The sequence below is a fragment of the Azospirillum sp. UENF 312511 genome, assembly GCF_058780635.1.
Map to the genome: position 1 here is coordinate 208,911 of NZ_JBSNCG010000002.1, position 22,749 is coordinate 231,659.

Genomic DNA, 22,749 nt, shown 5'->3' on the forward strand with positions numbered 1-22,749 from the left:
AACGCCCGCGCCGAAGGCGTGGGAAGGGTGAGGGTACCGGCAAGGATCAGCGCCTCGATCCTCGGGCGACCCTCACCCGGCTCTCAGCGGATGCCATAGGCATCCGCCTGTCGCCGTCAGCGCTGGCTTTCAGCCAGCGCGAGAGGCGCCTTCGGCGCCACCCTCTCCCGGGACGGAAGAGGGGAAGTAAGGAGACACGCGGTGGAAGCGCATCTGCAGCACCTTTTGAACGCCGTGGTCCTGGGGGGACCTACGCGCTGCTGGGAATCGGCCTGACGCTGATCTTCGGCATCATGCGCGTGGTCAACTTCACCCATGGCGAGCTTTACACCTTCGGCGCCTACATGGCCTACATGCTGGCCGGGATGATGGGGCTGAACTTCTTCATGTCCCTGGCGATGGCAGCATTGCTGGGCATGGCGCTGGGCGCGCTGATCGAATTCACGCTGCTGCGGCCGCTGAAGGGCGCCGACATCGACACCACCATGCTGGTGATGATTGGCGCCGGCATCGCCATGCAGGCCGGCGAGCAGCTGGTCTGGGGCGGTGTCGCGAAGTCCGTGCCCAGCCCCTTCCCGACCGAGCCGGTGGTGCTGGGGTCGGTGTCGGTGGGCATGAACCGGCTGTTCGTCCTGGGCGTGGCGCTGCTGCTGCTGGGCGGCTTCTACCTGCTCATCAACCGGACCAAGCTCGGCGTGGCCATGCGCGCCACCTTCCAGGACCCGGACACGGCGGCGCTGATGGGCGTCAACCGCGGGCTGATGTACACGCTGACCTTCGCGCTCGGCTCCGGCCTCGCCGCCACGGCGGGGGCGCTGCTCGGCCCGATCTTCGTGGTCACGCCGACCATGGGCGATCTGGTGGCGCTGAAGGCCTTCGCCATCGTCATCCTGGGCGGGCTGGGCAACATCCCCGGCGCCACCATCGGCGGCTTCGTCCTGGCGCTCGCCGAGGAGTTCGGCGCCGGCTATCTGTCGTCGGGCTACCGCGACGCCATGGGCTTCCTGCTGATCATCGCCGTGCTGATCGTGCGGCCCCAGGGTCTCTTCGCCATGAAGGAGCGGATCGGATGACGACGCGTCTCCTCCCCTGGTTGTTCGTCCTATTCATGGCGGTCGGGCCGCTGTGGCTGGGCGACCAGTACATCCTCTACGTCCTGACCTCGACCGGCATCTTCATCATCGGGGCGATGAGCCTGAACCTGCTGCTCGGCTACACCGGGCAGCTCAGCCTCGGCCACATCGCCTTCTTCGGCATCGGGGCCTACACCAGCGCGCTGCTGTCGCTGGGCTTCGACCTCGATCTCGGCGGGGCGGAACCCTTCGTGCTGGGGCCGCAGCCGGTGTGGGTCGCCTTCCTCGGCGGCATCCTGATGGCGGCGCTGTTCGGCTTCCTGATCGGCAAGCTCGCCTTTCGGGTGCGCGGGGCCTACTTCGTCATCGTCACCATCAGCTTCGCCCAGGTCATGCGCATGGTCGCGCTGAACTGGGTGGACCTGACCGAGGGGCCGATGGCGCTGAACAACATCCCGCCGCTGTCGGTGTGGCTGCCGTGGGACGGGGTGCTCCCGCTCTACAAGAAGGAATACAATTACCTTCTGGTGCTGGCGGTTGCGGTGGTCTGCTTCCTGGTGATCCAGCGGCTGGTGCAGTCGCGGGTCGGCCGGGCGCTGGTGGCGCTGCGCGAGAACGAGTCGCTGGCGCGCTCCGTCGGGATCGACGTGACGCGCTATCTGGTCGTCGCCACGGTGATCGCGGCGGGCATGGCCGGTGCCGCGGGCGGGCTCTACACCCATTACATCCGCATCGTCGATCCGGACGTCTTCATGTTCATCTACACGGTGACCATGGTCATCATGGTGGTGACGGGCGGCAAGGGCACGCTGGCCGGTCCGATCGTCGGCGGCCTCGCCTTCGGCATCCTGCCCGAGGTGCTGCGCGAGGTGGCGCGGCCCGAGGTGCAGTGGATCATCTACGGCGTCGCCATGATCGTGGTCGTCTTCTTCCTGCCGCAGGGCATCGTTCCGGCGGTGAAGAACTGGTTCGCCGGCCGCCGCAAGCGCGTCGCCGGGACGGCGCTTGGCCTGCGCAAGGAGACCTCGGCATGAGCTTCGCGTTCGACGAATCCGCCGCGCCGATCCTGGCCGCGCCAATCCTTGAGGTGCGCGAGGTCGCCGTGCACTTCAGCGGCCTGATCGCCATCGCCTCGATGAGCTTCGCCGTGCCGGAGGGGGAGATCGTCAGCCTGATCGGCCCCAACGGGGCGGGCAAGACGACCGCCTTCAACGTCATCACCGGCTTCCTGAAGCCGACCGGCGGCAAGGTGCTGTTCCGCGGCACCGACCTGACGCGCCTGTCCTCCAACCGCATCGCGGGCCTGGGCGTCGTGCGCACCTTCCAGCGCACCAGCATCTTCGCCGGCTGCACCGTCTTCGACAATGTGCTGACCGGGATGCACCGGCAGGGCCGGGCGGAGACCTGGGGCGCCTTGCTGCGGCTCGCCTCCGTGCGGGCGGAGACGGAGCGGATGCGGGCGGCGGTGGCCGAGATCCTGGCCTTCGTCGGGCTGTCGCACCGCGCCGATGAGCTGGCCGGCAACCTCGCCTACGGCGAGCAGCGGTTGCTCGGCATCGCCATCGCGCTGGCCGCCGATCCGAAGCTGCTGCTGCTGGACGAGCCCGCCGCCGGGCTGAACCCGTCGGAAACGGAGGCCTTCATGGGCGTCGTCCAGCGCATCCGCGACCGCGGCGTGACCATCCTGCTGGTCGAGCACGACATGCGCATGGTCATGACCATCTCCGACCGCGTGGTGGTGCTGAACCATGGGCGCATCATCGCGGAAGGCCCGCCGGAGGTCATTCGCGCCAACCCGGACGTGATCCAGGCCTATCTGGGCCAGGGGGTGAAGCATGCTAAAGGTTGAGGGGATCACCGTCTGCTACGGCCAGATCCCGGCGCTCCGCAACGTCTCGCTGACGGTGGAGGAGGGGGAGCTGGTCACCCTGATCGGCGCCAACGGCGCCGGCAAGACCACCACGCTGCGCGCCATCAGCGGCCTGCTGCCGCTGGCCTCGGGCCGCATCACCTTCGAGGGGCGGGAGATCGGCAACGCCGCGCCCCGCACGGTGCTGGCGCTGGGCGTGGCGCACTGTCCGGAGGGGCGGCGCGTCTTCCCCCACCTGACCGTGCGCGAGAATCTGGAGATGGGCGCCTATCTGCGCCGCGACCATCAGGCGGTGGCGCAGGACATGGAGCGGCTGTTCCACCGCTTCCCCCGCCTGAAGGAGCGGCTGAACCAGCCCGCCGGCACCATGTCGGGCGGCGAGCAGCAGATGCTGGCCATCGCGCGGGCGCTGATGTCGCGCCCGAAGATCGTGCTGTTCGACGAGCCGTCGCTCGGCCTCGCCCCCAACCTCGTGGAGCGCACCTTCGAGATCGTGTCGGACATCCGCCGGGAAGGGACCACTGTGCTGATGGTCGAGCAGAACGCCTACGCCGCGCTCGACATGTGCGACCGCGCCTATCTGCTGGAAAGCGGGCAGGTGATGGAGCAGGGCACGGGGCAGGCCATGCTCGCCAACGACCACATCCAGCGCGCCTATCTGGGCGGTTAAGCAAGAAACGAGAGGGTCAGGGAATGGGAGAGGTTAGCACCGCTGGATCGGGCGCCGGTTCCGGTGTCGGCGCGCGGGTTCGCCGCAAGGAGGACGACCGGCTGCTGCGCGGGCGGGGCCGCTTCGTCGGCGACATCGCCCTGGTCGGCATGAAGGAATTGGCCTTCGTGCGCAGCCCGGTCGCCCACGCCACCATCACCGGCATCGAGATCCCGGAGGAGCACCGCGGCGCCGTCTTCACCTGGGCGGATCTGGCGGCGGGCGGCGTCAAGCCGATCCGCGCCGTCTCGGGCCTGCCCGGCTTCAAGGTGTCGGAGCAGCCGGCGCTGGCCGACGGCAAGGTGCGCTTCGTCGGCGAGCCGGTGGCCGTCTGCGTCGCCGCCACCCGCGCCGAGGCCGAGGACATCGCGGCGTCCGTCTTCGTCGACTACGCCGAGCTGCCGGTGAATGCCGACATGCTGGAGGCGGTGACGCCGGGCGCGCCGAAGGTGCACGACCACTGGCCGGACAACGTCTTCCTGGAGACCAACGTCGGCGGCAACATCGCGGAGATCGCCGCCACCGCCCCGGTGAAGGTGTCGCGGACCATCCGAACGGCGCGCCAGTGCATGGTGCCGCTGGAGGGCAAGGGCGTGGTCGCCCATTGGGACCGCCATGTCGAACAGCTCGTCCTGACCACCTCGACCCAGATGCCGCACATCGTGCGCGCCGGCCTGTCGGAATGCCTGGGCCTCGACCAGGGGCTGATCCGCGTGGTGGCGCCGGACGTCGGTGGCGGCTTCGGCTGGAAGGGTCTGCTCCAGCCCGAGGAGATCGTGGCCGCCTGGATCGCCATGCGGCTCGACCGCCCCGTCCGCTGGACCGAGGACCGGCGGGAGCATCTGGTCGCCGCTGCCAACGCCCGCGAGCACCATTACGAGATCACCGCCTACGCCGACGCGCGCGGGCGGCTGCTGGGCATCGAGGCCGACGCCTGGGTCGATGCCGGGGCTTATTCCGTCTATCCCTTCTCGGCCTGCTTGGAGGCCGCACAGGTCGGCAGCATCCTGCCCGGCCCCTACGACTTCGCGCATTACCGCTGCCGCACCTTCTCAGTCTGCACCAACAAGCCGCCGATCGTCCCCTACCGCGGCGTGGCGCGCACCGGCGTGTGCTTCGCCATGGAGCAGATGATCGACGCCGTGGCCGACGCCGTCGGGCGGGAGCCGTGGCAGGTGCGGCTGGAAAACCTCGTCCCGCCGGAGAAGATGCCCTTCGACAACGTGACGAGGAAGCATTTCGACAGCGGCGACTATCCCGAATCCGTCCGCCGCGCCGTCGCCGCCATCGAACTTGAGGGCTGGCGCGCCCGCCAGAAGGCCGGGGAGGCGGATGGTCGGCTGATCGGCGTCGGCTTCGCCACCTATTGCGAGCAGTCGGCCCACGGCACCGCCGTCTATCACGGCTGGGGCATTCCCATGGTGCCGGGGCACGAGCAGGCGCAGGCCCGCATCACCCCGGATGGCGGGCTGGAGCTGCGCGTCGGCGTGCAGTCGCACGGCCAGAGCATGGAGACCACCTTCGCCCAGGTCGCGCACGAGGTGCTGGGCATCCCGCTGGAGAAGATCAAGCTGGTGCACGGCGACACCGGCCTGACGCCCTATTCGACGGGCACCTGGGGGTCGCGCAGCATGGTCATGGCCGGCGGCGCCGTCGCCACCGCCTGCCGCACGCTTGCCGAGCGGCTGCGCAAGATCGGCGCGCACCTGATGCAGGCCGGGCCGGACGGGGTGGTTCTGGACGGCGGGTCGGTGAAGGCCGGGGCCGCCGCGGTGACCATCCGCGAGATCGCCCACACCTGGTACCGCGCGCCGCAGCTCCTCCCCGCCGACGTGGACCGCGGCGGGCTGGAGGTCACCGCCGGCTACAAGCCGGGCAGCGACCACGGCACCTTCTCCTACGCCACCCACGCCGTGGCGGTGGCCGTGGACCCGGAGATCGGGCAGGTCGAAATCCTCGACTACGTGGTGGTCGAGGACGCCGGGACCATGGTCAACCCGATGGTCGTCGACGGCCAGATCTACGGCGGCGTCGCCCAGGGCGTCGGCACCGCGCTTTACGAGCGGATGCCCTACGACGCGGAGGGCCAGCCGCTCGCCTCCACCTTCGCGGATTACCTGATCCCCGGATTCACCGAGGTCCCGCACGTGAGGATCATCCACATGCTGACGCCTTCGCCCTACACCGAGTTCGGCGTGAAGGGCATCGGCGAGGGCGGCGCCATCGCCCCGCCGGCCGCGATTTGCAACGCCATCAACGACGCGCTGAAGCCGCTGGGAGTCATCGTGACGAACGCACCGATGACCCCGGAGGTCATTCTCTCCGCCATTGCGGGCAAGCGGGGTGCGGCATGAAGGCGGTCGATTTCGACTACGCCCAGCCGGCGACGCTGGACGCGGCGCTGGAACTTCTGGCGCGCGAGGACGTGATGGTGCGGCCGGTGGCCGGCTCCCAGTCGCTCGGCCCCATGCTGAACCTGCGGCTGGCCCAGCCGGAGCTGCTGGTGGACATCACCCGCATCGCCGAGCTTCAAACGATCCGCCAGGAGGGCGACCGGCTGGTCATCGGGGCCTGCGTCACCCACGCGCGGCTGGAGGACGGCGACTATCCGGACGTGACGCGCGGTGTCCTGCCATCCGTGGCGGCGGTGATCGCCTACCGCGCGGTGCGCAACCGCGGCACCATCGGCGGCAGCCTCGCCCACGCCGACCCGGCGGCGGACTGGGTGAACGTGTTGACCGCGCTCGGCGCGGACGTGGTGATCGCCGGCACGGGCGGACGGCGCAACGTGCCGATGACCGACTTTATCCTGGGTGTCTTCGAAACGGCCCTGCAACCGGGCGAGATCGTCGCGGAAATCCGTGTGCCCGCCCTGTCCGAGCGGGCGCGCTGGGGCTATTACAAGGTCTGCCGCAAGACCGGCGAGTTCTCCCACGCCACCGGCGCGGTGCTGATCGACCCGGCCCGTGGCGTCCAGCGCTGCGTCGTCGGTGCGACCTCCGGCAAGCCGGTGGTGATCGACGGCCCCGCCCTGTTCGCGGACGGCTGCACGGAAGCGGCGATGGCCGCCCATCTCGCCGGCAGCCCCGCCGCGGACGACCCCATCGCCCTTCGGACCCACACCGTCGCGCTGAAGCGCGCCATCGCGCAGGTGATGTCATGAGCGCCCACGCCAAAACCATTTCCCTGACCGTCAACGGCACGCGGGTCGAGGCCAGCGTGCCGCCGCGCCAGCATCTCGGCGACTTCCTGCGCGAGCGGGAGCTGCTGACCGGCACCCATCTGGGCTGCGAGCACGGCGTGTGCGGCGCCTGCACCATCCTGATCGACGGCGAGCCGGCGCGCTCCTGCATCACCTTCGCGGTGGCCTGCGACGGGCGGTCCATCACTACGGTGGAGGGGCTGGATGACGACCCCGTCGCCGCGGAGCTGCGCGAGGCCTTCTCGGCCGAGCACGGGCTCCAGTGCGGCTTCTGCACGCCAGGGATGCTGGTGGCGGCGCGTGACGTGGTGCTGCGCTGCCCGGACGCCGACAACCCGGCGATCCGCACGGCGATGAGCGGCAACCTGTGCCGCTGCACCGGCTATGTCGGGATCGTCAACGCCATCCGCCGCGTCATCGACGCGCGCAACACGAACGCGGGGTAAGCCCATGCCGACCATGACCCAGACCCTTGCCGTCAACTTCCCGCGCGCCCGCGTCTGGCCGCTGCTCGGCGACGTGGAGCAGGTGATCGCTTGCATGCCCGGCGCTTCGCTGACCAAGCCGCGCGAGGGCGACCGGATCTTCGGGCAGATGCGCGTGAAGCTCGGCCCCATCGCCGCCGCCTTCGTGGGCGAGGGCACGCTGACGATGGACGAGGCGACCCACACCGGCGTCATCCACGGCCAGGGAACCGACCCCAAGAACAACTCCCGCGCCAAGGCCGACGTGACCTTCGCCGTTGTGGAGGAGGGGCCGGTGACGCGCATCGACCTGACCGTCGATTTCACGCTGACCGGCGTTCTGGCCCAGTTCAGCCGCGGCGCCATCGTGCAGGAGATCGCCAACCGCCTGACCGCCGAATTCGCCCGCAACCTGGAAGCCAAGCTCGCCGCGACCGCACCGGTGGCGGAGGTGGCGGCGGCTGCGTCGTCTGACGTGGTGGCCGCTCCGGCCCCGGAACCCGCTCCCGAGCCCGCCAAGGAATTGAACGCTGGCAATCTGCTGTGGAGCATGTTGAAGGATTGGTTGCGCAAGCTCTTTTCCAACCCTCTCCCCTCTGGGGAGAGGGTGGCCCGGAGGGCCGGTGAGGGGGATGCGCGCGGCGGTGCGTCCGGCAAAAGCGCAACCCCCTCACCCTGACCCTCTCCCCGCTGTCGGCGGACCAAAGGTCCGCCTGCCGCGTCAGCGCAAACTTCGTTTGCGCGTGAGCGGAGGGGAGAGGGGATTTTGGAATTCTGACGAGACCCAAACCCGCATCATGCCGAACGACCCCCTGAACGCCTTCGTCCCCTACGGCCGGACCGAGGTCGCCGGAGCCGCAAGCGGCCCGCTGGCCGGGCTGCGCTTCGCGGTGAAGGACCTGTTCCACATCGCCGGCCTTCCCACCGGGGCCGGCAACCCGGACTGGCTGCGCACCCACGAAGTCCCACAGGAGACCGCGCCCGCCGTGCAGCGCCTGCTCGACGCCGGGGCGCGCGTTGCCGGCAAGACGCTGACCGACGAGCTGGCCTGGAGCCTGGCCGGCGAGAACGCCCATTATGGCACCCCGGAAAACCCGCAGGCGCCGGGCCGCATCCCCGGCGGTTCCTCCAGCGGGTCGGCCTCCGCGGTGGCGGGCGGGGCGGTGGACTTCGCCATCGGGACGGACACCGGCGGGTCGGTCCGCCTGCCGGCGAGCTACTGCGGCCTCTACGGCATCCGGCCCACCCACGGGGCGGTTCCGCTGGACGGCTCCGTGCCGTTGGCGCCGAGCTTCGACACGGTGGGCTGGTTCGCGTGGGAGGCGGCGCTGCTCCGCCGCGTCGGGGCGGTGCTGCTGCCGTCGTCCACTCTGGGACCCGATCTGGCCTTCCGCCGCCTGCTGGTCGCCGAGGACGCCTTCGCCATCGCGGGGGAGGCGGTGCGCGCCGCCCTCACCCCGGCCTTGGACCGGCTGCGCGAGCGGTTCGGGGGTGCGGAGACCGTGACACTGGCCCCGGAGGGGCTGGAGCAATGGCGTCCGGTCTTCCAGACGCTCCAGGCCGCCGAAGCCTGGGCGGCGCACGGCGCCTGGATCACGGCGACGAAACCGACCTTCGGGCCGGGGGTGCGCGACCGCTTCGCCGCGGCGGCGACGCTCGACCCTGCCCTGGCCCGTGCGGCGGCGGAGACACGGGCTGGCATCCGGCGGCGGATGGACGGCCTGTTGGGGACGGACGGGCTGATCGTCCTGCCCAGCGCGCCGGGCATCGCGCCGCTGCGCGGCTCGTCGGGGGCGGCGGTGGACGCGGAGCGCGGGCGGGCGCTGGCGATCCTCTGCCCCGCCGGTCTGGCTGGCCTGCCGCAACTCTCCATTCCCGCGGCGCGGCTCCAGGGCTGCCCGCTCGGCCTGTCGCTGATCGGGCCGCGCGGCAGCGATTCGACGCTTCTGTCCATTGCCGAGGAACTGTTCGCATGACGCTTGAAATCAACATCCCCGAGGTGGTGGCCGAGGTCACCGCCGCCTTCGAGCGCTACGAGCGCGCGCTGACCGGCAACGACGTAGCGGTCCTGGACGAGCTGTTCTGGAACCACCCGGCGACCCTGCGCTACGGCGTGGGCGAGAACCTGTACGGCTACGACGCCATCGCCGCCTTCCGCCAGGGCCGCCCCGCGGCGGGGCTGGACCGGGTGTTGCGCAACACCGTCATCACCACCTATGGCCGCGACATGGCGACCGCCAACACCGAGTTCACGCGCCCGTCCACCGAGCGCGTCGGGCGGCAGAGCCACACCTGGGTCCGCATGCCGGAGGGCTGGCGGATCGTCGCCGCGCATGTGTCGCTGATGGGCTAGACGTTGCGGCCATCCGGCCCGGTTGCCGATCCTCCGGCCCGCCGCCATCCTCTCTCTGTTCGCCGCTTTCCCAAACCCGCTCCGACGGACCGCCCGCGATGACATTAGACGACCCCCTGATCGAAGAGGCGTACCGCGTCCTGGCGGAGCGTCCCGGATTCCTCATCCGCCGCCTGCACCAGATCCACGTCGCCATGTTCATGGAGGAGTGCGCGGAGTTCAACATCACCCCCGTCCAGTACAGCGTGCTGACCGCCCTGGTGGACCGGCCCGACCTGGATCAGGTGACGCTGGGCGCCCAGATCGGCATCGACCGCACGACCACCGCCGGCGTTCTGGCCCGGCTGGCCGAGCGCGGGCTGATCCAGCGCCGGGCCAGCCCGGTGGACAAGCGCATGAAGCTGGCCGCCATCACCGCGGAGGGCCGGAAGCTGCTGCGCCGCATGGACAAGAAGGCTCAGCGCGCCCACGACCGCACCATCGCGCCCCTGCTGAAGGAGGACCGCGCGGTCTTCCTGCGCTACCTGCTGCATCTGGTCGACGCCAGCAACGGCTACGGCCGCGCCCCGCTGCATCTGCCGTAAAGGCACGGACAACATCGAGACCTGGGGACATACGCGATGAACGACGCCACCGCGCGGGCCGTGGAACGGATGCTGGCCGCCGATCCGCTGTGGACGGAGACCGGAACCGCCGGGGAGCGGATCGGGCTGGACCGCCACACGCTGCTGCACGCCGGACCGCCCTTCGCCGATCCGGCGGAGATCTGCCCGCCGATCCTCAACGCTGCCGCCGCGGCGCTGCTGTTCGAAGGCATGGCCGGCAGCGTGGAGGAGGCCCGCGCCCTGGTGCGCAGCGGCGCCGTAACCCTGCGTCCGGCGCAGGACTTCGGCGTGGTCACCCCGCTCGCCGCCGTCGTGTCGCGGTCGATGTGGCTGCATGTGGTGGAGGATGCCGGCGGCTCCGGCGCCCGCGCCTACAGCCCGCTCAACGAGGGCGGCGGCCCCGCTTTGCGTTTCGGCATCGTCAGCGGCGCGGTGGTGGAGCGGCTGCGCCTGCTGCACGGCGCGGTCGGCTCGGCGCTGGCCGGAATCGGGGCAGTGGAACTGCGTGGCATTGCGCGCGAGGCGATGGAGCAGGGGGACGAGCTGCACGGGCGTGTCGGGGTGGCCTCGGCCCTGCTGACCGAGACGCTGGTGTCGCGGCTGGGCGGGACCGGTGAGGTCTGTGCCTTCCTGAAGGAGGCCGGGCAGTTCTTCCTCAATCCCTGGATGGCCGCCTGCAAGGCGGTGATGCTGGCCGCCGACGGCGTGCCGGGGTCGGCGCTGGTGACGGCGGCCGGCGGCAATGGGGTGCGCTTCGGGCTGCGTCTGTCCGGCATGATGGGCGAGGGCTGGGCGAGCGCGCCGGTGGCCGCACCGCAGGGGCCGGACATCGGCTCTCCCGGCAGTGCTCCCCGCCCACGCCTGCCGGCGATCGGGGACAGCGCCGTCATCGACGCGCTGGGCTTCGGCGCGCTGGCCCTCGACGCCGCCCCGCTGCTGCGGGCGGAGCTGGGGGCGGCGGCCGAGACGGCCATCGCGGCGGCAGACCGGCTGCTCTGCGCCGACCATCCCGTCCACGGGCGGCGCGTCGGGCTGGACGCTCGCGCCGTGTTGCTGGGCGGCCCGGTGCCCCCGGTCTGCCTGGCCGCCCTGCACGCGGCGGGGGAGGACGGGATCGTCGGGCGCGGCCTCGCCTGGCATCCGCCCTCCTGCCACGCCGAGGCGGTGGCCGCGGTGGACGCGCGGAGCCGCGCCGGCTTCCCGGACGCTCCCGACCGTCGCGCCTGACGTCCGAGGGCCGCGGGTCAGACGGGACTCCCCGTCACTTCTTCACGAGGGGACAGTCGCTCTGCGACAGCGGCCGGAAGGCCTCCTCCGCGGGGATCGTGGCGCGCAGGGTGTAGTAGTCCCAGGGGTACTTGGACTCCGAAGGCTTCTTCACCTGCATCAGGTACATCTCGCGCATGAAGCGGCCGTCCTCGCGCACCCAGCCGTCCTTCACGAACACGTCGTTGATCCGCATGCTTTTCAGCTTTTCCATGACCGGGCCGGCCTCGTCGGTGCCGGCGGCCTCTATGGCCTTGAGGTAGGCGAGCGTCGAGGAGTAGACCCCGGCCTGCCCCATGTTCGGCATGATCTTCACCCGCTCGTGGAAACGCCGGGAGAAGGCGCGGGTCTCGTCGTCGCGGTCCCAGTAGAAGGCGGTGGTCAGGTACATCCCCTGCGTCGCCTCCAGCCCGAGGGCGTGGACGTCGGTGTCGAACAGCAGGAGGCCGGCGAGCTGCTGGCCGCTCTGGGTCAGGCCGAACTCGGAGGCGGCCTTGATGGCGTTGCGCGCGTCCATCCCGGTGGTGGCGAGGCCGACGATCTTGGCACCCGACGCCTGCGCCTGCGTGACGTAGGAGGCGAAATCGAGGTTGTTCAGCGGGAAGCGCACGGCGCCCAGGACCTTGCCGCCGTTCTCCTGGACGATCTTCGCCGTGTTCTCCTCCAGCCCGTGGCCGAAGGCGAAATCGACGGTGAGGAAGTACCAGGTGTCGCCGCCCTGCTTGATCGTCTGCGCCCCGGTGCCCTTGGCCAGCGCGTAGGCGTCGTAGGCGTAGTGGATGGTGTTGGGCGTGCATTTGTCGCCGGTCAGGCGGGTGACGGACGGGCCGTTGAAGATGGCGACGCGGTTCTTGTCGCGGACGATGTCCGCCACCGCCAGCGCCAGACCGGAGTTCGCCACGTCCTGGATGAGATCGACGTTCTGCGCGTCGATCCACTCGCGCACGATGGCCGAGCCCACATCCACCTTGTTCTGGTGGTCGGCCGTCAGCACCTCGACGGGCTTGCCCAGCACCGTGCCGCCGAAATCCTCCACCGCCATCTGCGCGGCGGCGATGGAGCCGCGGCCACTCTGGTCGGAGAAGGCCCCGGACAGGTCGGTGATGACCCCGATCCGGACGACGTCGTTCGAGATCCTGGCCCCTTGCTGCGCCGCCGCCGGCAGCATGGTGGCGAGCAGCAGCGCGGTCCCAGACAGCAGCGCGGTGCCCAACTGACGCTTCATCGATTCCTCCCTGTTTTGCGTCGTCCCGGCGAGCCTTCACCGAAACCCGTTGCCATACCGTCCCGCCCCATGGTCGATTCCACAACGGCGCGCGATCCGGAGCATGGGTAAAATGGGGAAAAAAGGTCGGTTCGACGTACAAATCGTTTCTGCGTTCTGTCCTTTGGCGGAAATGCCCAATGAGAGGTTGTTCTGTCCGGCCTTCGGCGGGCATCCGGTGGACCGCGCCGAGTATCTGGCCCTGCTTCCCGTCCAGGACAGCAACGGGCGGCTGTTCGCCGCCTTGGCCGAATCGCCGGATGGCGTGCCGGAGGGGGTGTGCGTCGGCGTGCTGGCCGTCGACCCCTTCCGGCCGGTGGGGCCGTTCCTGGAAACCCTGCGCCGGTTCGGGGTGCAGGCGGTCGCCAATTTCCCCACCACCGCGCTGTTCGACGGGGAAACCGGCGAGACGCTGCGCGGCGTCGGGCTCGGTGCGGAGCGGGAGGTGTCGTTCCTTGAGCAGGCCGCCTGTGCGGGATTCGCCGTCACCGGCTTCGCCGCCGACGCGGACATCGGCCGGCGCCTGCGGGCGGCGGGTGCGGGGCGCCTCGTCGTGCATCCGGGCGCCGCGACCGGCGATCCGTCACGCGACGCCGAGGCGGTCGCGAACGCCACCGCGGTCGCCGCCGAACTGCGTGGAGAGGGCGGCGGTCCCGTCCTCCTCTATCGGCCGGCCGGCTTCGAGGACCATCATGACGTCATGAGGCGGACGGCCGACGGGCTGGTGCTTCCGCCCGACGCCGGTCACTCCAACAGGCCGTAGTGGCGCATCTTGTTGTAGAGCGTCTTGCGCGACAGGCCGAGGAAACGGGCCGTCTCCCCCCGGCGGAAGCGGTGCCGCCGCAGGCCGTCGAGAATCCAGTCCCGTTCTGACTGTTTGGGCGACCGGTCTCCGGGCGCGTCGGGGCGTGGGCGGCCCGTGCGCTTGCCGTCCAGGGCGGGCAGGGCTTCCGCCTCGATGACATCGCCGCTGCCGTCCAGCGCCTGCTCCACCACGGCGCGGAGTTCGCGGAGGTTGCCCGGCCAGTCATGGGCGATGAGCAGCCGGAACGCCCGTGGCGATAGGCGCACGGGACCCGCTGACGGGCGCAGCGCCGCCGCGAAATGCTCGACCAGCAGTGGAATGTCGTCCAGCCGCTCGCTCAGCGGCGGCAGGTCGATGTCGCGTCGGGCGAGGCGGCGGGCCAGGTCGGGCACGAGCGTCCCGGCGCCGGCCGCGGCCTCCAGACCCGCCGTTCCGATCAGGATGATCCGCGCGTTGGAGCGCAGGCTGTCCTGGCCGCCTTGGCGGCGGAAGCTGCCGCGCTCCAGGAAGGCGGCAAGCTCGGCCTGCGTGCCGGGCGCCAGTCCTTCCGCGTTCTCGATCACCAGCGTCGTCCCGTTGGCGGCCTCGACCCAGCCGAGGCGGCGGCGTCCGCCGTCCGCCGGCTCCGCCCCGAACAGCCACCCGCCGTCCAGATGGCGGGCGTCGACGGTCATCGGCGGACGCTGGCGCTGCGGCCCGCGCCCGTGCAGCAGAGTGGCCACCAGCGAGCGCCCGCTGCCGTCCGGCCCGGCGACCCACACCGGCCCGCCGTCGGCGCCGAGATGCTCCAGCCGCGCCCGCGCCTCCACCAGCGCGTCGGTGCGGCCAACCAGCCCCATCCCCTGGCCGGTCTGGTCGAGGCGGCGCTCCAGCCGGTCGATGCGCCGCTGCAGGGTTGAGACCAGCTTGAAGGCGGCGGTCATCTCCTCCATCGAGCTTTCCGAGGGCAGGCGGTCGATGGTCGAGCCGCCGATGTAGCCGTCGGCGCGCGCCTCGCGGCAGGCCTCGTGCATCTCCTGCGGGGTGGTGATCGGCCCGCCCTCGATCACGCACAGCGCGCCGGGGTCGGCGGTGCGGATCGCCTTGATGTGGCCGCGGGCGCGGTTGCCGACCTGAAGCACCGACTCCCCGCTGGGCACGCCCACGGCGCCGCCGGCGTTCCAGCCGATGTTGAAGCAATAGACGTCTACCCCCGCCTGGGCGAGCGCCAGCGCCTCCTCCCGGCGGCGGAAATAGCCGACGGTCGCCAGCCCGGCCGCCCGCGCCGCCTCCAGCAGGCGGACCTCCCGCGCGAAGCCCAGGCCGGTGCGCTCCAGCGCCTCGCGGAAGCGCCCGTCGACATGCGACACGGTCGGGAAATTCACCACGCCGGCGAATCCCCAGCCGCGCAGCCGCTCCATGAGGGGAGAAAACTCCTCCTCCGCGAGGCCCCAGGCGCAGGCGCCGAAGAAGACCGGAATCGGCGTCGCGTCGACGATCTCCGAGCAGGCGAAGTCGGCGACGAAGGCGTTGCTGTCGCGCAATGCCAGCATGGTGGCGATGGACGACGCCCCCATGGTGCGGAAGCGTCCCGCGGCCAGCGCCAGCAGGAAGTCGGCGCCGCCGCGCGCCGCCGCGCGGGCGGCGAGGCCGGTGCCGATGGCGGCGCCGACCAGCAGCGTGTGCCGGCCCGCGCAGGCCCGTCGCAGATCGTCCAGCAGCTGAGTCCGGTGATGGGGCACGCGGTCATGGGTCATGCCAACCACTATACCCAATATTACCCGCTCCGCCGCAACGCTCCGGTTGGCACCCCCGGCGGGCGGCCTACACTTCCGGAAAAGACGAAGGGAGGAGGCCCGGCCATGGCGGATGCGGAGCAAGGCGCGGCGACGGTCTATGTCGTCGGCTGCTACGACACCAAGGGAATCGAGTTGGACTATGTGCGGGGGCTGATCGCGGCGGAGGGGCTGCGCACGGTGACGGTCGATGTGGGCACCCGCCCGCCCGCCGTCCCGGCCGACGTCCCGGCGCGGGACGTGGCCTCCTGCCACCCCGACGGGGCGGAGGCGGTGCTGGGCACCGACGACCGCGGGCTGGCCGTGTCGCGCATGGCCGACGCGTTCCGGCGCTTCGTCGAGCGGCGTTCCGACGTCGCCGGCATGATCGGGCTGGGCGGTTCCGGCGGCACGGCGATCATCGCGCCGGGCATGCGGACGCTTCCGGTGGGGACGCCCAAGCTGATCGTGTCCACCGTCGCGTCGGGCAACGTGGCGTCCTACGTCGGCGGAACGGACCTCTGCATGATGGCCTCGGTCACCGACGTCGCCGGGTTGAACCGGATTTCGCGCCGTGTGCTGGGCAACGCCGCCCACGCGATGGCCGGCATGGTGGCGCGCGCAATCCCCGAGACGGACACCAAGCCGGCGCTGGGCCTCACCATGTTCGGCGTGACGACCCCCTGCGTCACGCAGCTGTCCCAGGCGCTCGACCCCGCCTACGACTGCCTGGTCTTCCACGCCACCGGCACCGGCGGGCGGGCGATGGAGAAGCTCGTCGCCTCGGGTCTGCTGGCGGGGGTGCTGGACGTGACGACCACCGAGGTCTGCGACCTGCTGATGGGCGGCGTCTTCAGCGCCGGGGAGGAGCGGCTGGACGCCATCGCGCGGGCCGGCATCCCCTATGTCGGGTCCTGCGGCGCGCTGGACATGGTGAATTTCGGCCCGCGCGACACCGTGCCCGACCGCTACCGCGACCGGCTGTTCTACGTGCACAACCCCCAGGTCACGCTGATGCGCACCACGGCGGAGGAGAACCGGGCGATGGGTGCCTGGATCGGCCGCAAGCTGAACGCCTTCACCGGGCCGGTGCGTTTCCTCATCCCCGAAGGGGGTGTGTCGGTGCTCGACGCGCCGGGCCAGCCTTTCCACGATCCCGAAGCGGACGCCGCGCTGTTCGATGCGCTGGAGCGCACCGTCGAGCAGACGGACGCGCGCCGGCTGATCCGCCTTCCCCACAACATCAACGACCCCGCCTTCGCCGCCGCGCTCGTCCGGGCCTTCCGGGACATCGCCGCGGCCGGCCACGGCACGACGCCATAAGGAGCCTTCGACGATGCCCCGCATTCCCCGTCAACAAATCCTCGACCGGTTCCGCGGCATGATGGCCCGCGGCGAACCCATCGTCGGCGGCGGCGCCGGAACCGGGCTGTCCGCCAAATGCGAGGAGGCGGGCGGGATCGACCTGATCGTCATCTACAACTCCGGCCGCTACCGCATGGCCGGGCGCGGCTCGCTGGCGGGGCTGCTCGCCTACGGCAACGCCAACGAGATCGTCGTCGACATGGCGCGCGAGGTGCTGCCGGTGGTGCGACACACCCCCGTGCTGGCCGGCGTCAACGGCACCGATCCCTTCATGATCCAGGACCAGTTCCTGCGACGGCTGGCCGATCTGGGCTTTTCGGGCGTGCAGAACTTTCCGACCGTGGGGCTGATCGACGGCGTCTTCCGGGCCAACCTGGAGGAGACCGGCATGGGCTACGGGCTGGAGGTGGATATGATCCGTGCCGCCCATGAGCTGGATCTGCTGACCACGCCCTACGTCTTCTCGGAAGGGGAGGCGGTGGCGATGGCCGAGGCCGGGGCCGACGTCATCGTCTGCCACCTCGGCCTGACCACCGGCGGCAGCATCGGGGCGGAAACGGCGCTGTCGCTGAAGGATTGCGTGCCGAAGATCGACGCCTGGGCGGAGGCGGCCCTGCGGGTGCGCAAGGACGTGATCGTGCTGTGCCACGGCGGCCCGATCGCCACGCCGGAGGACGCCTCCTTCGTCCTCGGCGCGTGCACCGTCTGCCACGGCTTCTACGGGGCGTCCAGCATGGAACGCTTGCCGACGGAAACCGCGCTGACCGAGCAGACGCGCCGCTTCAAGGCCATCACCAAGCAACGCTGAAGGGGAGAACGCATGGCACGGGTCTATGTCAGCGCCGTCATTGACGCGCCCGTCGGGCAGGTCTGGGACAAGGCGCGGGATTTCAACGGCCACTACGCCTGGCATCCCATCATCGCGGACAGCCACATCGAGGACGGGCTGCGCAGCGACACGGTCGGCTGCGTCCGCAATTTCGGGCTCACGCCCGGCGGCCGGCTGCGCGAACAGCTGGTGTCCTTCAGCGACCGCGAGCGCTCCTACACCTACACGATCCTGGAATCCCCGCTGCCGCTCACCGACTACGTCGCGACCTTCCGCCTGACCGAGGTGACGGAGGGCAACCGGACCTTCGGCGAATGGTGGGCCGACTTCGAGTGCCGGCCCGAGGACCTGCCCACGCTGCGCGAACAGGTCGGCCGGAACACCTTCGCCGCCGGGTTCCGGGCGCTGGCGGCGCTGTGCGGCGCCGGCGTTACAGCGCCTGCTCCAGCTCCGGCACCGCCTTGAACAGGTCGGCGACGAGGCCGTAGTCGGCGACCTGGAAGATCGGCGCCTCCTCGTCCTTGTTGATCGCGACGATGACCTTGCTGTCCTTCATGCCGGCGAGGTGCTGGATGGCCCCGGAGATGCCGACGGCGATGTACAGCTCGGGCGCCACGATCTTGCCGGTCTGGCCGACCTGGTAGTCGTTCGGCACGAAACCGGCGTCCACCGCCGCGCGGCTGGCGCCGACCGCCGCACCGAGCTTGTCGGCCAGCGCTTCCAGAAGCTTGAAGTTCTCGCCCGACTGCATGCCGCGCCCGCCCGACACCACGATCTTGGCCTGGGTCAGCTCCGGACGCTCCGACTTGGTCAGCTCCTGGCCGACGAACTTGGCCGAACCGGCGTCGCCCGTCCCGGCGATCGCCTCGACCGTCGCCGAACCGCCGGTGGTGGCGGCCGCCTCGAAGGCGGTGGTGCGCACCGTGACGACCTTGATCGGGTCGGCGGACTTCACCGTGGCGATGGCGTTGCCGGCGTAGATCGGCCGCTCGAACGTGTCGGCGGAGACCACCCCGGTGATGTCGGAGATCGCCGCGACGTCGAGCAGCGCGGCGACGCGCGGCAGCAGGTTCTTGCCCTCCGACGAGGCGGCGGCCAGCACGTGACCGTAGCCCTTGGCGAGGTTGACGACCAGCGGTGCGACGTTCTCCGGCAGCGGGTGGGCGTAGGCCGCGTCGTCGGCCAGCAGCACCTTGGCCACGCCGGCCACCTTGGCGGCGGCCTCGGCGACGGCCTGGGCACCCTGGCCGGCGACCAGCACGTGGATCTCTCCGCCGATCTTGGCGGCGGCGCTGACCGCGTTCAGCGTGGCCGCCTTCAGCGCGGCGTTGTCGTGTTCGGCGATGACGAGAATGGACATGTCAGATCACTTTCCCTTCAGAGCACGCTGGCCCTTCAGATCGCGCGGGCTTCGTTCTTCAGCTTGTCGACCAGGGCGGCGACGTCGGCGACCTTGACGCCGGCCTTGCGCTTGGCCGGCTCGGCGACCTTGAGCGTGGTCAGGCGCGGCGCCACGTCGACACCCAGCGCGTCGGGGGCCAGCGTCTCGATGGGCTTCTTCTTGGCCTTCATGATGTTGGGCAGCGAGGCGTAGCGCGGCTCGTTGAGGCGCAGGTCGGCGGTGACCACCGCCGGCAGCGTCAGCTGCACCGTCTCCAGCCCGCCGTCGATCTCGCGGGTCACGGTGACCGAGCCCTCGCCCGGCACGACCTTGGAGGCGAAGGTGCCCTGCGGCCAGCCCAGCAGGGCGGCGAGCATCTGGCCGGTCTGGTTGCAGTCGTCGTCGATCGCCTGCTTGCCGAGGATGACCAGCCCAATCCCGTCTTTATGGGGGCCTTCCTTGTCGATCAGCGCCTTGAGCACCTTGGCGACGGCCAGCGGCTGCGTCTCGGCGTCGGTCTGCACCAGGATGCCACGGTCGGCGCCCATGGCGAGGCCGGTGCGCAGGGTCTCCTGGGCGGCCGTCGGGCCGACGGTGACCACGATGACCTCGGTCGCCTTGCCGGCTTCCTTGAGGCGGACGGCCTCTTCGACGGCGATCTCGTCGAAGGGGTTCATGCTCATCTTCACGTTGGCGGTCTCAACGCCGGAACCGTCCGCCTTGACGCGGATCTTGACGTTGTAATCGACCACCCGCTTGACCGGGACGAGGACCTTCATGGGTTCAATCCTTGACTGGCGGAACCGCGCTCAGGTGCGCAGGATCTTGCCGGGATTCATGATGTTGTGCGGATCGAAGGCGCGCTTCAGCGTCGCCATCATGTCCAGCTCGACCGGGGACTTGTAGCGCGGCATCTCGTCGATGCGCAGCCGTCCGATGCCGTGCTCGGCGGAGATGGAACCGCCCAGCTCGACGACGATGTCATGGACGATGGCGTTGACCGTCGCCAGCTTCGCCTTCCATTCGGCCGGGTCGCCGCCCTCCGCCTGGATCGGGTTGAAGTGGATGTTGCCGTCGCCGAGATGGCCGAAGGCGAAGGGGCGGATGCCCGGACACTCCCGCTCCAGCGCCGCGTTGGCGCGGTCGAGGAAGCGCGCCACGCGGGAAATCGGCACCGACACGTCGTGCTTGAAGGACACGCCTTCGCGCTTCTGGCCCTCCGGGATGCCCTCGCGGATGCGCCACAGCGAATCGGCCTGCGCCTTGGAGGCGGCGACGACGCCGTCCAGCACCTCGCCGGCCTCCATTCCGGCTTCCAGGATGCCTTCCAGCATCTCCATCAGGCGGTTGCCGCCGTCCTGGTCGGCCAACTCGACCAGCACGTACCACGGATAGCGGTCGCGCAGGGGATCGGGCACGTCCGGCACGTGGCGGCGGGCGACGTCGATGCAGTCGCGCTGGATCAGCTCGAAGGTGATGATGCGGTCGCCGGCCACGCCCTTGGCGCGGGTCAGCAGATCGACGGCGTCGCTGGGCGCCGACACCGCGACCAGCGCCGTGGCGGTGGCGCGCGGCAGCGGCGACAGCTTCAGCACCGCGGCGGTGACGATGCCCAGCGTGCCTTCCGACCCGATGAAGATCTGCTTCATGTCGTAGCCGGCGTTGTCCTTGCGCAGCCCGCGCAGCCCGTCCCAGATCCGCCCGTCGGGCAGCACCACCTCCAGCCCGGCGACGAGGTTGCGCATGTTGCCGTAGCGCACGACCTGGACGCCGCCGGCGTTGGTCGCGATGTTGCCGCCGATCTGGCAGGAGCCCTCGGCGGCGAGGCTCATCGGGAACAGCCGGCCGATGTCGCGCGCCGCGTTCTGGATGTTGGCGAGGATGCAGCCGGCCTCCACCGTCATCGTGTCGTTGTCGATGTCGATCTCGCGGATGCGGTTGAGCCGGTTGGTCGAGAGGACGATCTCCGACCCGTCGGCGTGCGGCTGGCTGGCCCCGGTCAGGCCGGTGTTGCCGCCCTGGGGCACGATGGGGGTGCGCGTCTCGGCGCAGATGCGCACCACCGCGGCCAGCGCCTCGGTGCTGTCGGGCAGAACCACGGCGGGGGAGCGGCCGACCCAGCCGTCGCGCCAGGACTCCATGAAGGGCTGCATGGTGCCGGGATCGGTGATCAGCCCGCGGTCGCCGACGATGGCGTGGATGGGGGCGAGCACGGCCGTCGCGAAGTCCGGCCGCCCGGTGGTCAGGGTGTCGTTGGACGTCGGGATGTCTTTGGACAAGGAGGCTCTCCCTGGGCTTCGGTTCCGCGTCACAGCGCGCGATAGGCCGTCTTGATGATGGTGTAGAACTCGATGGCGGAGCGTCCCTGCTCGCGCGGGCCGTAGCTCGACATCTTCCGGCCGCCGAAGGGGACGTGGTAGTCGACGCCGGCCGTCGGCAGGTTCAGCATGGTCATGCCGGCCTGGATGTTGGCCTGGAAGTGGCGGGCGTGCTTCATCGAGTTGGTGATGATGCCCGACGACAGGCCGTAGTCGGTGTCGTTGGCCACATGCAGGGCTTCCTCGTAATCCTTGACGCGGATGACGCTGGCGACCGGGCCGAACACCTCCTCCTGGTTGATGGTCATGGCGTTGCTGGTCTCGGTGAACAGCGTCGGGGCGAGGAACCAGCCGCGCGTCGGCCGGTCCAGCCGCCCGCCGCCGGAGGCCAACTGCGCGCCTTCCTTCAGGCCGGTATCGATGTATTGCAGGTTCTTGGTCAGTTGGAACTCGTCGATGACCGGGCCGATCTGCGTCTCCGGCAGCAGGGCGTGGCCGACGCGCAGCGCCGCCATCCGCTCCGTCATCGCGGTGACGAAGGCGTCGTGGATGGAATCCTCGACGATGAAGCGGCCGGTGGCGGTGCAGCGCTGACCGGCGTGGAAATAAGCGCTGTTGACGCCGATCTCGGCGGCGCGCTCCGGGTCGGCGTCGCCCAGCACGACCAGCGGGTTCTGGCCGCCCAGTTCGAGCTGGACGCGGATCATCCGCTCCGCGCAGCGCACGGCGATGCGCCGCCCGGTGTTGACCGAGCCGGTGAAGGACACGGCGTCCACCGCGTTGACCACCGCGGCGCCGACGTTGGGGCCGGCGCCGATCACCAGATTGAACAGGCTGCTGGGCATGCCGTGGGCCTCCAGCACCTCCGCGATGAGGCGGGTGACGGCGATGGAGATGCCGGGGGTCTTCTCCGATGGCTTCCAGATCACCGCGTTGCCGAAGGCCAGCGCTGGGGCGATCTTCCACATCGGCGTGGCGACCGGGAAGTTCCACGGCGTGACGAGGCCGATGACGCCGACCGGCTCGCGCGTCACGTCGACCTCGACGCCGGGCCGGACCGAGCCCAGCGTCTCGCCGGGCGCGCGCAGCGCCTCGGCGGCGAAGAAGCGGGCGAGGTGGGCGGCGCGGGTGATCTCGCCCAGCGCGTCGGGGATGGTCTTGCCGCCTTCGGTCGCGGCGATGCGGGCCAGCTCGTCCTTGCGGTCGAACAGCGCGCGGGAGATGGCGTCGAGCACCAGCGAGCGCTGCTCCACCGTGGCGGCGCGCCACTGCGGCTGGGCGGCGCGCGCGGCGGCGACAGCCTCCGTCACGTCGTCGGCACCGGCCAGCGAGTAGGAACCGGCCAGTTCGTCCAGATTCGACGGGTTGAAGATGTCGAGCCGGTCGCGGCCCGGACGCCAGGAGCCTGCGATGAAGTTGGTGATGCGATCGGAAGCGGGGGACATGTCGTTTTTTCTCCGGGGACGTTCTTTGGTGGCGCTGGCCCTTGCC

General features: G+C 70.5%; 22 protein-coding genes. 16 read left to right on the forward strand and 6 right to left on the reverse strand.

The window, feature by feature from the left end; translation table 11 throughout:
* Positions 1 to 293 precede the first annotated feature (293 nt).
* The 12 genes from ACWPN7_RS09335 to ACWPN7_RS09390 all read left to right on the forward strand — a co-directional run bounded on the left by ACWPN7_RS09335 (position 294) and on the right by ACWPN7_RS09390 (position 11,503).
* Positions 294 to 1,073 carry a branched-chain amino acid ABC transporter permease gene (locus tag ACWPN7_RS09335; RefSeq protein WP_492273258.1) on the forward strand — a complete coding sequence of 260 codons (780 nt, stop codon included), beginning with the start codon at positions 294 to 296 and terminating at the stop codon, positions 1,071 to 1,073.
* Positions 1,070 to 2,107 (forward strand): branched-chain amino acid ABC transporter permease, encoded by a 1,038-nt coding sequence (locus ACWPN7_RS09340; protein WP_201044074.1) that lies wholly within the window; start codon positions 1,070 to 1,072, stop codon positions 2,105 to 2,107. Before ACWPN7_RS09335 ends, ACWPN7_RS09340 begins: the two co-directional genes overlap by 4 nt.
* Positions 2,104 to 2,922: an ABC transporter ATP-binding protein gene (locus ACWPN7_RS09345; RefSeq protein WP_051658731.1), complete on the forward strand. Its 819-nt coding sequence runs from the start codon at positions 2,104 to 2,106 to the stop codon at positions 2,920 to 2,922. The genes ACWPN7_RS09340 and ACWPN7_RS09345 overlap by 4 nt, the downstream gene beginning before the upstream one ends.
* A complete protein-coding gene (locus tag ACWPN7_RS09350; protein WP_014199601.1) occupies positions 2,909 to 3,613 on the forward strand; it encodes an ABC transporter ATP-binding protein in 705 nt (234 codons plus the stop codon). Before ACWPN7_RS09345 ends, ACWPN7_RS09350 begins: the two co-directional genes overlap by 14 nt.
* Before the next feature lie 23 nt (positions 3,614 to 3,636).
* Positions 3,637 to 6,006: a xanthine dehydrogenase family protein molybdopterin-binding subunit gene (locus tag ACWPN7_RS09355; RefSeq protein WP_459197527.1), complete on the forward strand. Its 2,370-nt coding sequence runs from the start codon at positions 3,637 to 3,639 to the stop codon at positions 6,004 to 6,006.
* Positions 6,003 to 6,815: an FAD binding domain-containing protein gene (locus ACWPN7_RS09360; RefSeq protein WP_407825819.1), complete on the forward strand. Its 813-nt coding sequence runs from the start codon at positions 6,003 to 6,005 to the stop codon at positions 6,813 to 6,815. Before ACWPN7_RS09355 ends, ACWPN7_RS09360 begins: the two co-directional genes overlap by 4 nt.
* Positions 6,812 to 7,300: a (2Fe-2S)-binding protein gene (locus tag ACWPN7_RS09365; protein WP_201044078.1), complete on the forward strand. Its 489-nt coding sequence runs from the start codon at positions 6,812 to 6,814 to the stop codon at positions 7,298 to 7,300. The genes ACWPN7_RS09360 and ACWPN7_RS09365 overlap by 4 nt, the downstream gene beginning before the upstream one ends.
* Before the next feature lie 4 nt (positions 7,301 to 7,304).
* Entirely contained in the window at positions 7,305 to 7,997 is a 693-nt protein-coding gene (locus tag ACWPN7_RS09370; protein WP_459197526.1) for an SRPBCC family protein, read from the forward strand.
* Between the two features lie 118 nt (positions 7,998 to 8,115).
* Positions 8,116 to 9,294, forward strand: a complete 1,179-nt coding sequence (locus tag ACWPN7_RS09375) for an amidase (RefSeq protein ID WP_456530734.1) — start codon at positions 8,116 to 8,118, stop codon at positions 9,292 to 9,294.
* Complete coding sequence (gene hpxZ / locus ACWPN7_RS09380; RefSeq protein ID WP_040137906.1) at positions 9,291 to 9,671, forward strand: oxalurate catabolism protein HpxZ; 381 nt, start codon at positions 9,291 to 9,293, stop codon at positions 9,669 to 9,671. Before ACWPN7_RS09375 ends, hpxZ begins: the two co-directional genes overlap by 4 nt.
* A 98-nt stretch (positions 9,672 to 9,769) precedes the next feature.
* The gene (locus ACWPN7_RS09385) at positions 9,770 to 10,255 is read left to right on the forward strand and encodes a MarR family winged helix-turn-helix transcriptional regulator (RefSeq protein WP_051658733.1); all 486 of its coding nucleotides are present in this window, start codon (positions 9,770 to 9,772) and stop codon (positions 10,253 to 10,255) included.
* A gap of 36 nt (positions 10,256 to 10,291) precedes the next feature.
* On the forward strand, positions 10,292 to 11,503 hold the full coding sequence (locus tag ACWPN7_RS09390) for a YlbE family protein (RefSeq protein ID WP_149649314.1): 1,212 nt from the start codon (positions 10,292 to 10,294) through the stop codon (positions 11,501 to 11,503).
* A gap of 34 nt (positions 11,504 to 11,537) precedes the next feature.
* Here the strand turns inward: ACWPN7_RS09390 and ACWPN7_RS09395 are convergent, their stop codons facing one another.
* Entirely contained in the window at positions 11,538 to 12,767 is a 1,230-nt protein-coding gene (locus tag ACWPN7_RS09395) for an ABC transporter substrate-binding protein (RefSeq protein WP_459197525.1), read from the reverse strand.
* A gap of 187 nt (positions 12,768 to 12,954) precedes the next feature.
* On the opposite strand from ACWPN7_RS09395, the gene ACWPN7_RS09400 reads away from it, so the two are divergent.
* Complete coding sequence (locus ACWPN7_RS09400) at positions 12,955 to 13,569, forward strand: phosphoenolpyruvate hydrolase family protein (protein ID WP_459197524.1); 615 nt, start codon at positions 12,955 to 12,957, stop codon at positions 13,567 to 13,569.
* Here the strand turns inward: ACWPN7_RS09400 and ACWPN7_RS09405 are convergent.
* Entirely contained in the window at positions 13,551 to 15,347 is a 1,797-nt protein-coding gene (locus ACWPN7_RS09405) for a phosphoenolpyruvate hydrolase family protein (protein ID WP_456530732.1), read from the reverse strand. The two genes, ACWPN7_RS09400 and ACWPN7_RS09405, sit on opposite strands and share 19 nt — an antisense overlap.
* A gap of 105 nt (positions 15,348 to 15,452) precedes the next feature.
* On the opposite strand from ACWPN7_RS09405, the gene ACWPN7_RS09410 reads away from it, so the two are divergent.
* The 3 genes from ACWPN7_RS09410 to ACWPN7_RS09420 are packed head-to-tail and all read left to right on the forward strand — an operon-like array spanning position 15,453 to position 18,024.
* Positions 15,453 to 16,688 (forward strand): Tm-1-like ATP-binding domain-containing protein, encoded by a 1,236-nt coding sequence (locus ACWPN7_RS09410; protein ID WP_459197523.1) that lies wholly within the window; start codon positions 15,453 to 15,455, stop codon positions 16,686 to 16,688.
* 13 nt (positions 16,689 to 16,701) lie between these two features.
* Entirely contained in the window at positions 16,702 to 17,538 is an 837-nt protein-coding gene (locus ACWPN7_RS09415) for a phosphoenolpyruvate hydrolase family protein (protein ID WP_040137909.1), read from the forward strand.
* A 12-nt stretch (positions 17,539 to 17,550) separates the two neighbouring features.
* Entirely contained in the window at positions 17,551 to 18,024 is a 474-nt protein-coding gene (locus tag ACWPN7_RS09420) for an SRPBCC family protein (protein WP_459197522.1), read from the forward strand.
* On the opposite strand, the gene ACWPN7_RS09425 is transcribed toward ACWPN7_RS09420, so the two are convergent.
* The 4 genes from ACWPN7_RS09425 to ACWPN7_RS09440 are packed head-to-tail and all read right to left on the reverse strand — an operon-like array spanning position 17,990 to position 22,703.
* The gene (locus tag ACWPN7_RS09425; RefSeq protein WP_492273259.1) at positions 17,990 to 18,919 is read right to left on the reverse strand and encodes an electron transfer flavoprotein subunit alpha/FixB family protein; all 930 of its coding nucleotides are present in this window, start codon (positions 18,917 to 18,919) and stop codon (positions 17,990 to 17,992) included. The two genes, ACWPN7_RS09420 and ACWPN7_RS09425, sit on opposite strands and share 35 nt — an antisense overlap.
* 35 nt (positions 18,920 to 18,954) lie before the next feature.
* Positions 18,955 to 19,719 carry an electron transfer flavoprotein subunit beta/FixA family protein gene (locus ACWPN7_RS09430; protein ID WP_492273260.1) on the reverse strand — a complete coding sequence of 255 codons (765 nt, stop codon included), beginning with the start codon at positions 19,717 to 19,719 and terminating at the stop codon, positions 18,955 to 18,957.
* 30 nt (positions 19,720 to 19,749) lie between these two features.
* Positions 19,750 to 21,219, reverse strand: a complete 1,470-nt coding sequence (locus ACWPN7_RS09435) for an FAD-binding oxidoreductase (protein ID WP_459197244.1) — start codon at positions 21,217 to 21,219, stop codon at positions 19,750 to 19,752.
* Between the two features lie 29 nt (positions 21,220 to 21,248).
* Positions 21,249 to 22,703 carry an aldehyde dehydrogenase family protein gene (locus tag ACWPN7_RS09440; RefSeq protein ID WP_459197245.1) on the reverse strand — a complete coding sequence of 485 codons (1,455 nt, stop codon included), beginning with the start codon at positions 22,701 to 22,703 and terminating at the stop codon, positions 21,249 to 21,251.
* Positions 22,704 to 22,749 lie beyond the last annotated feature (46 nt).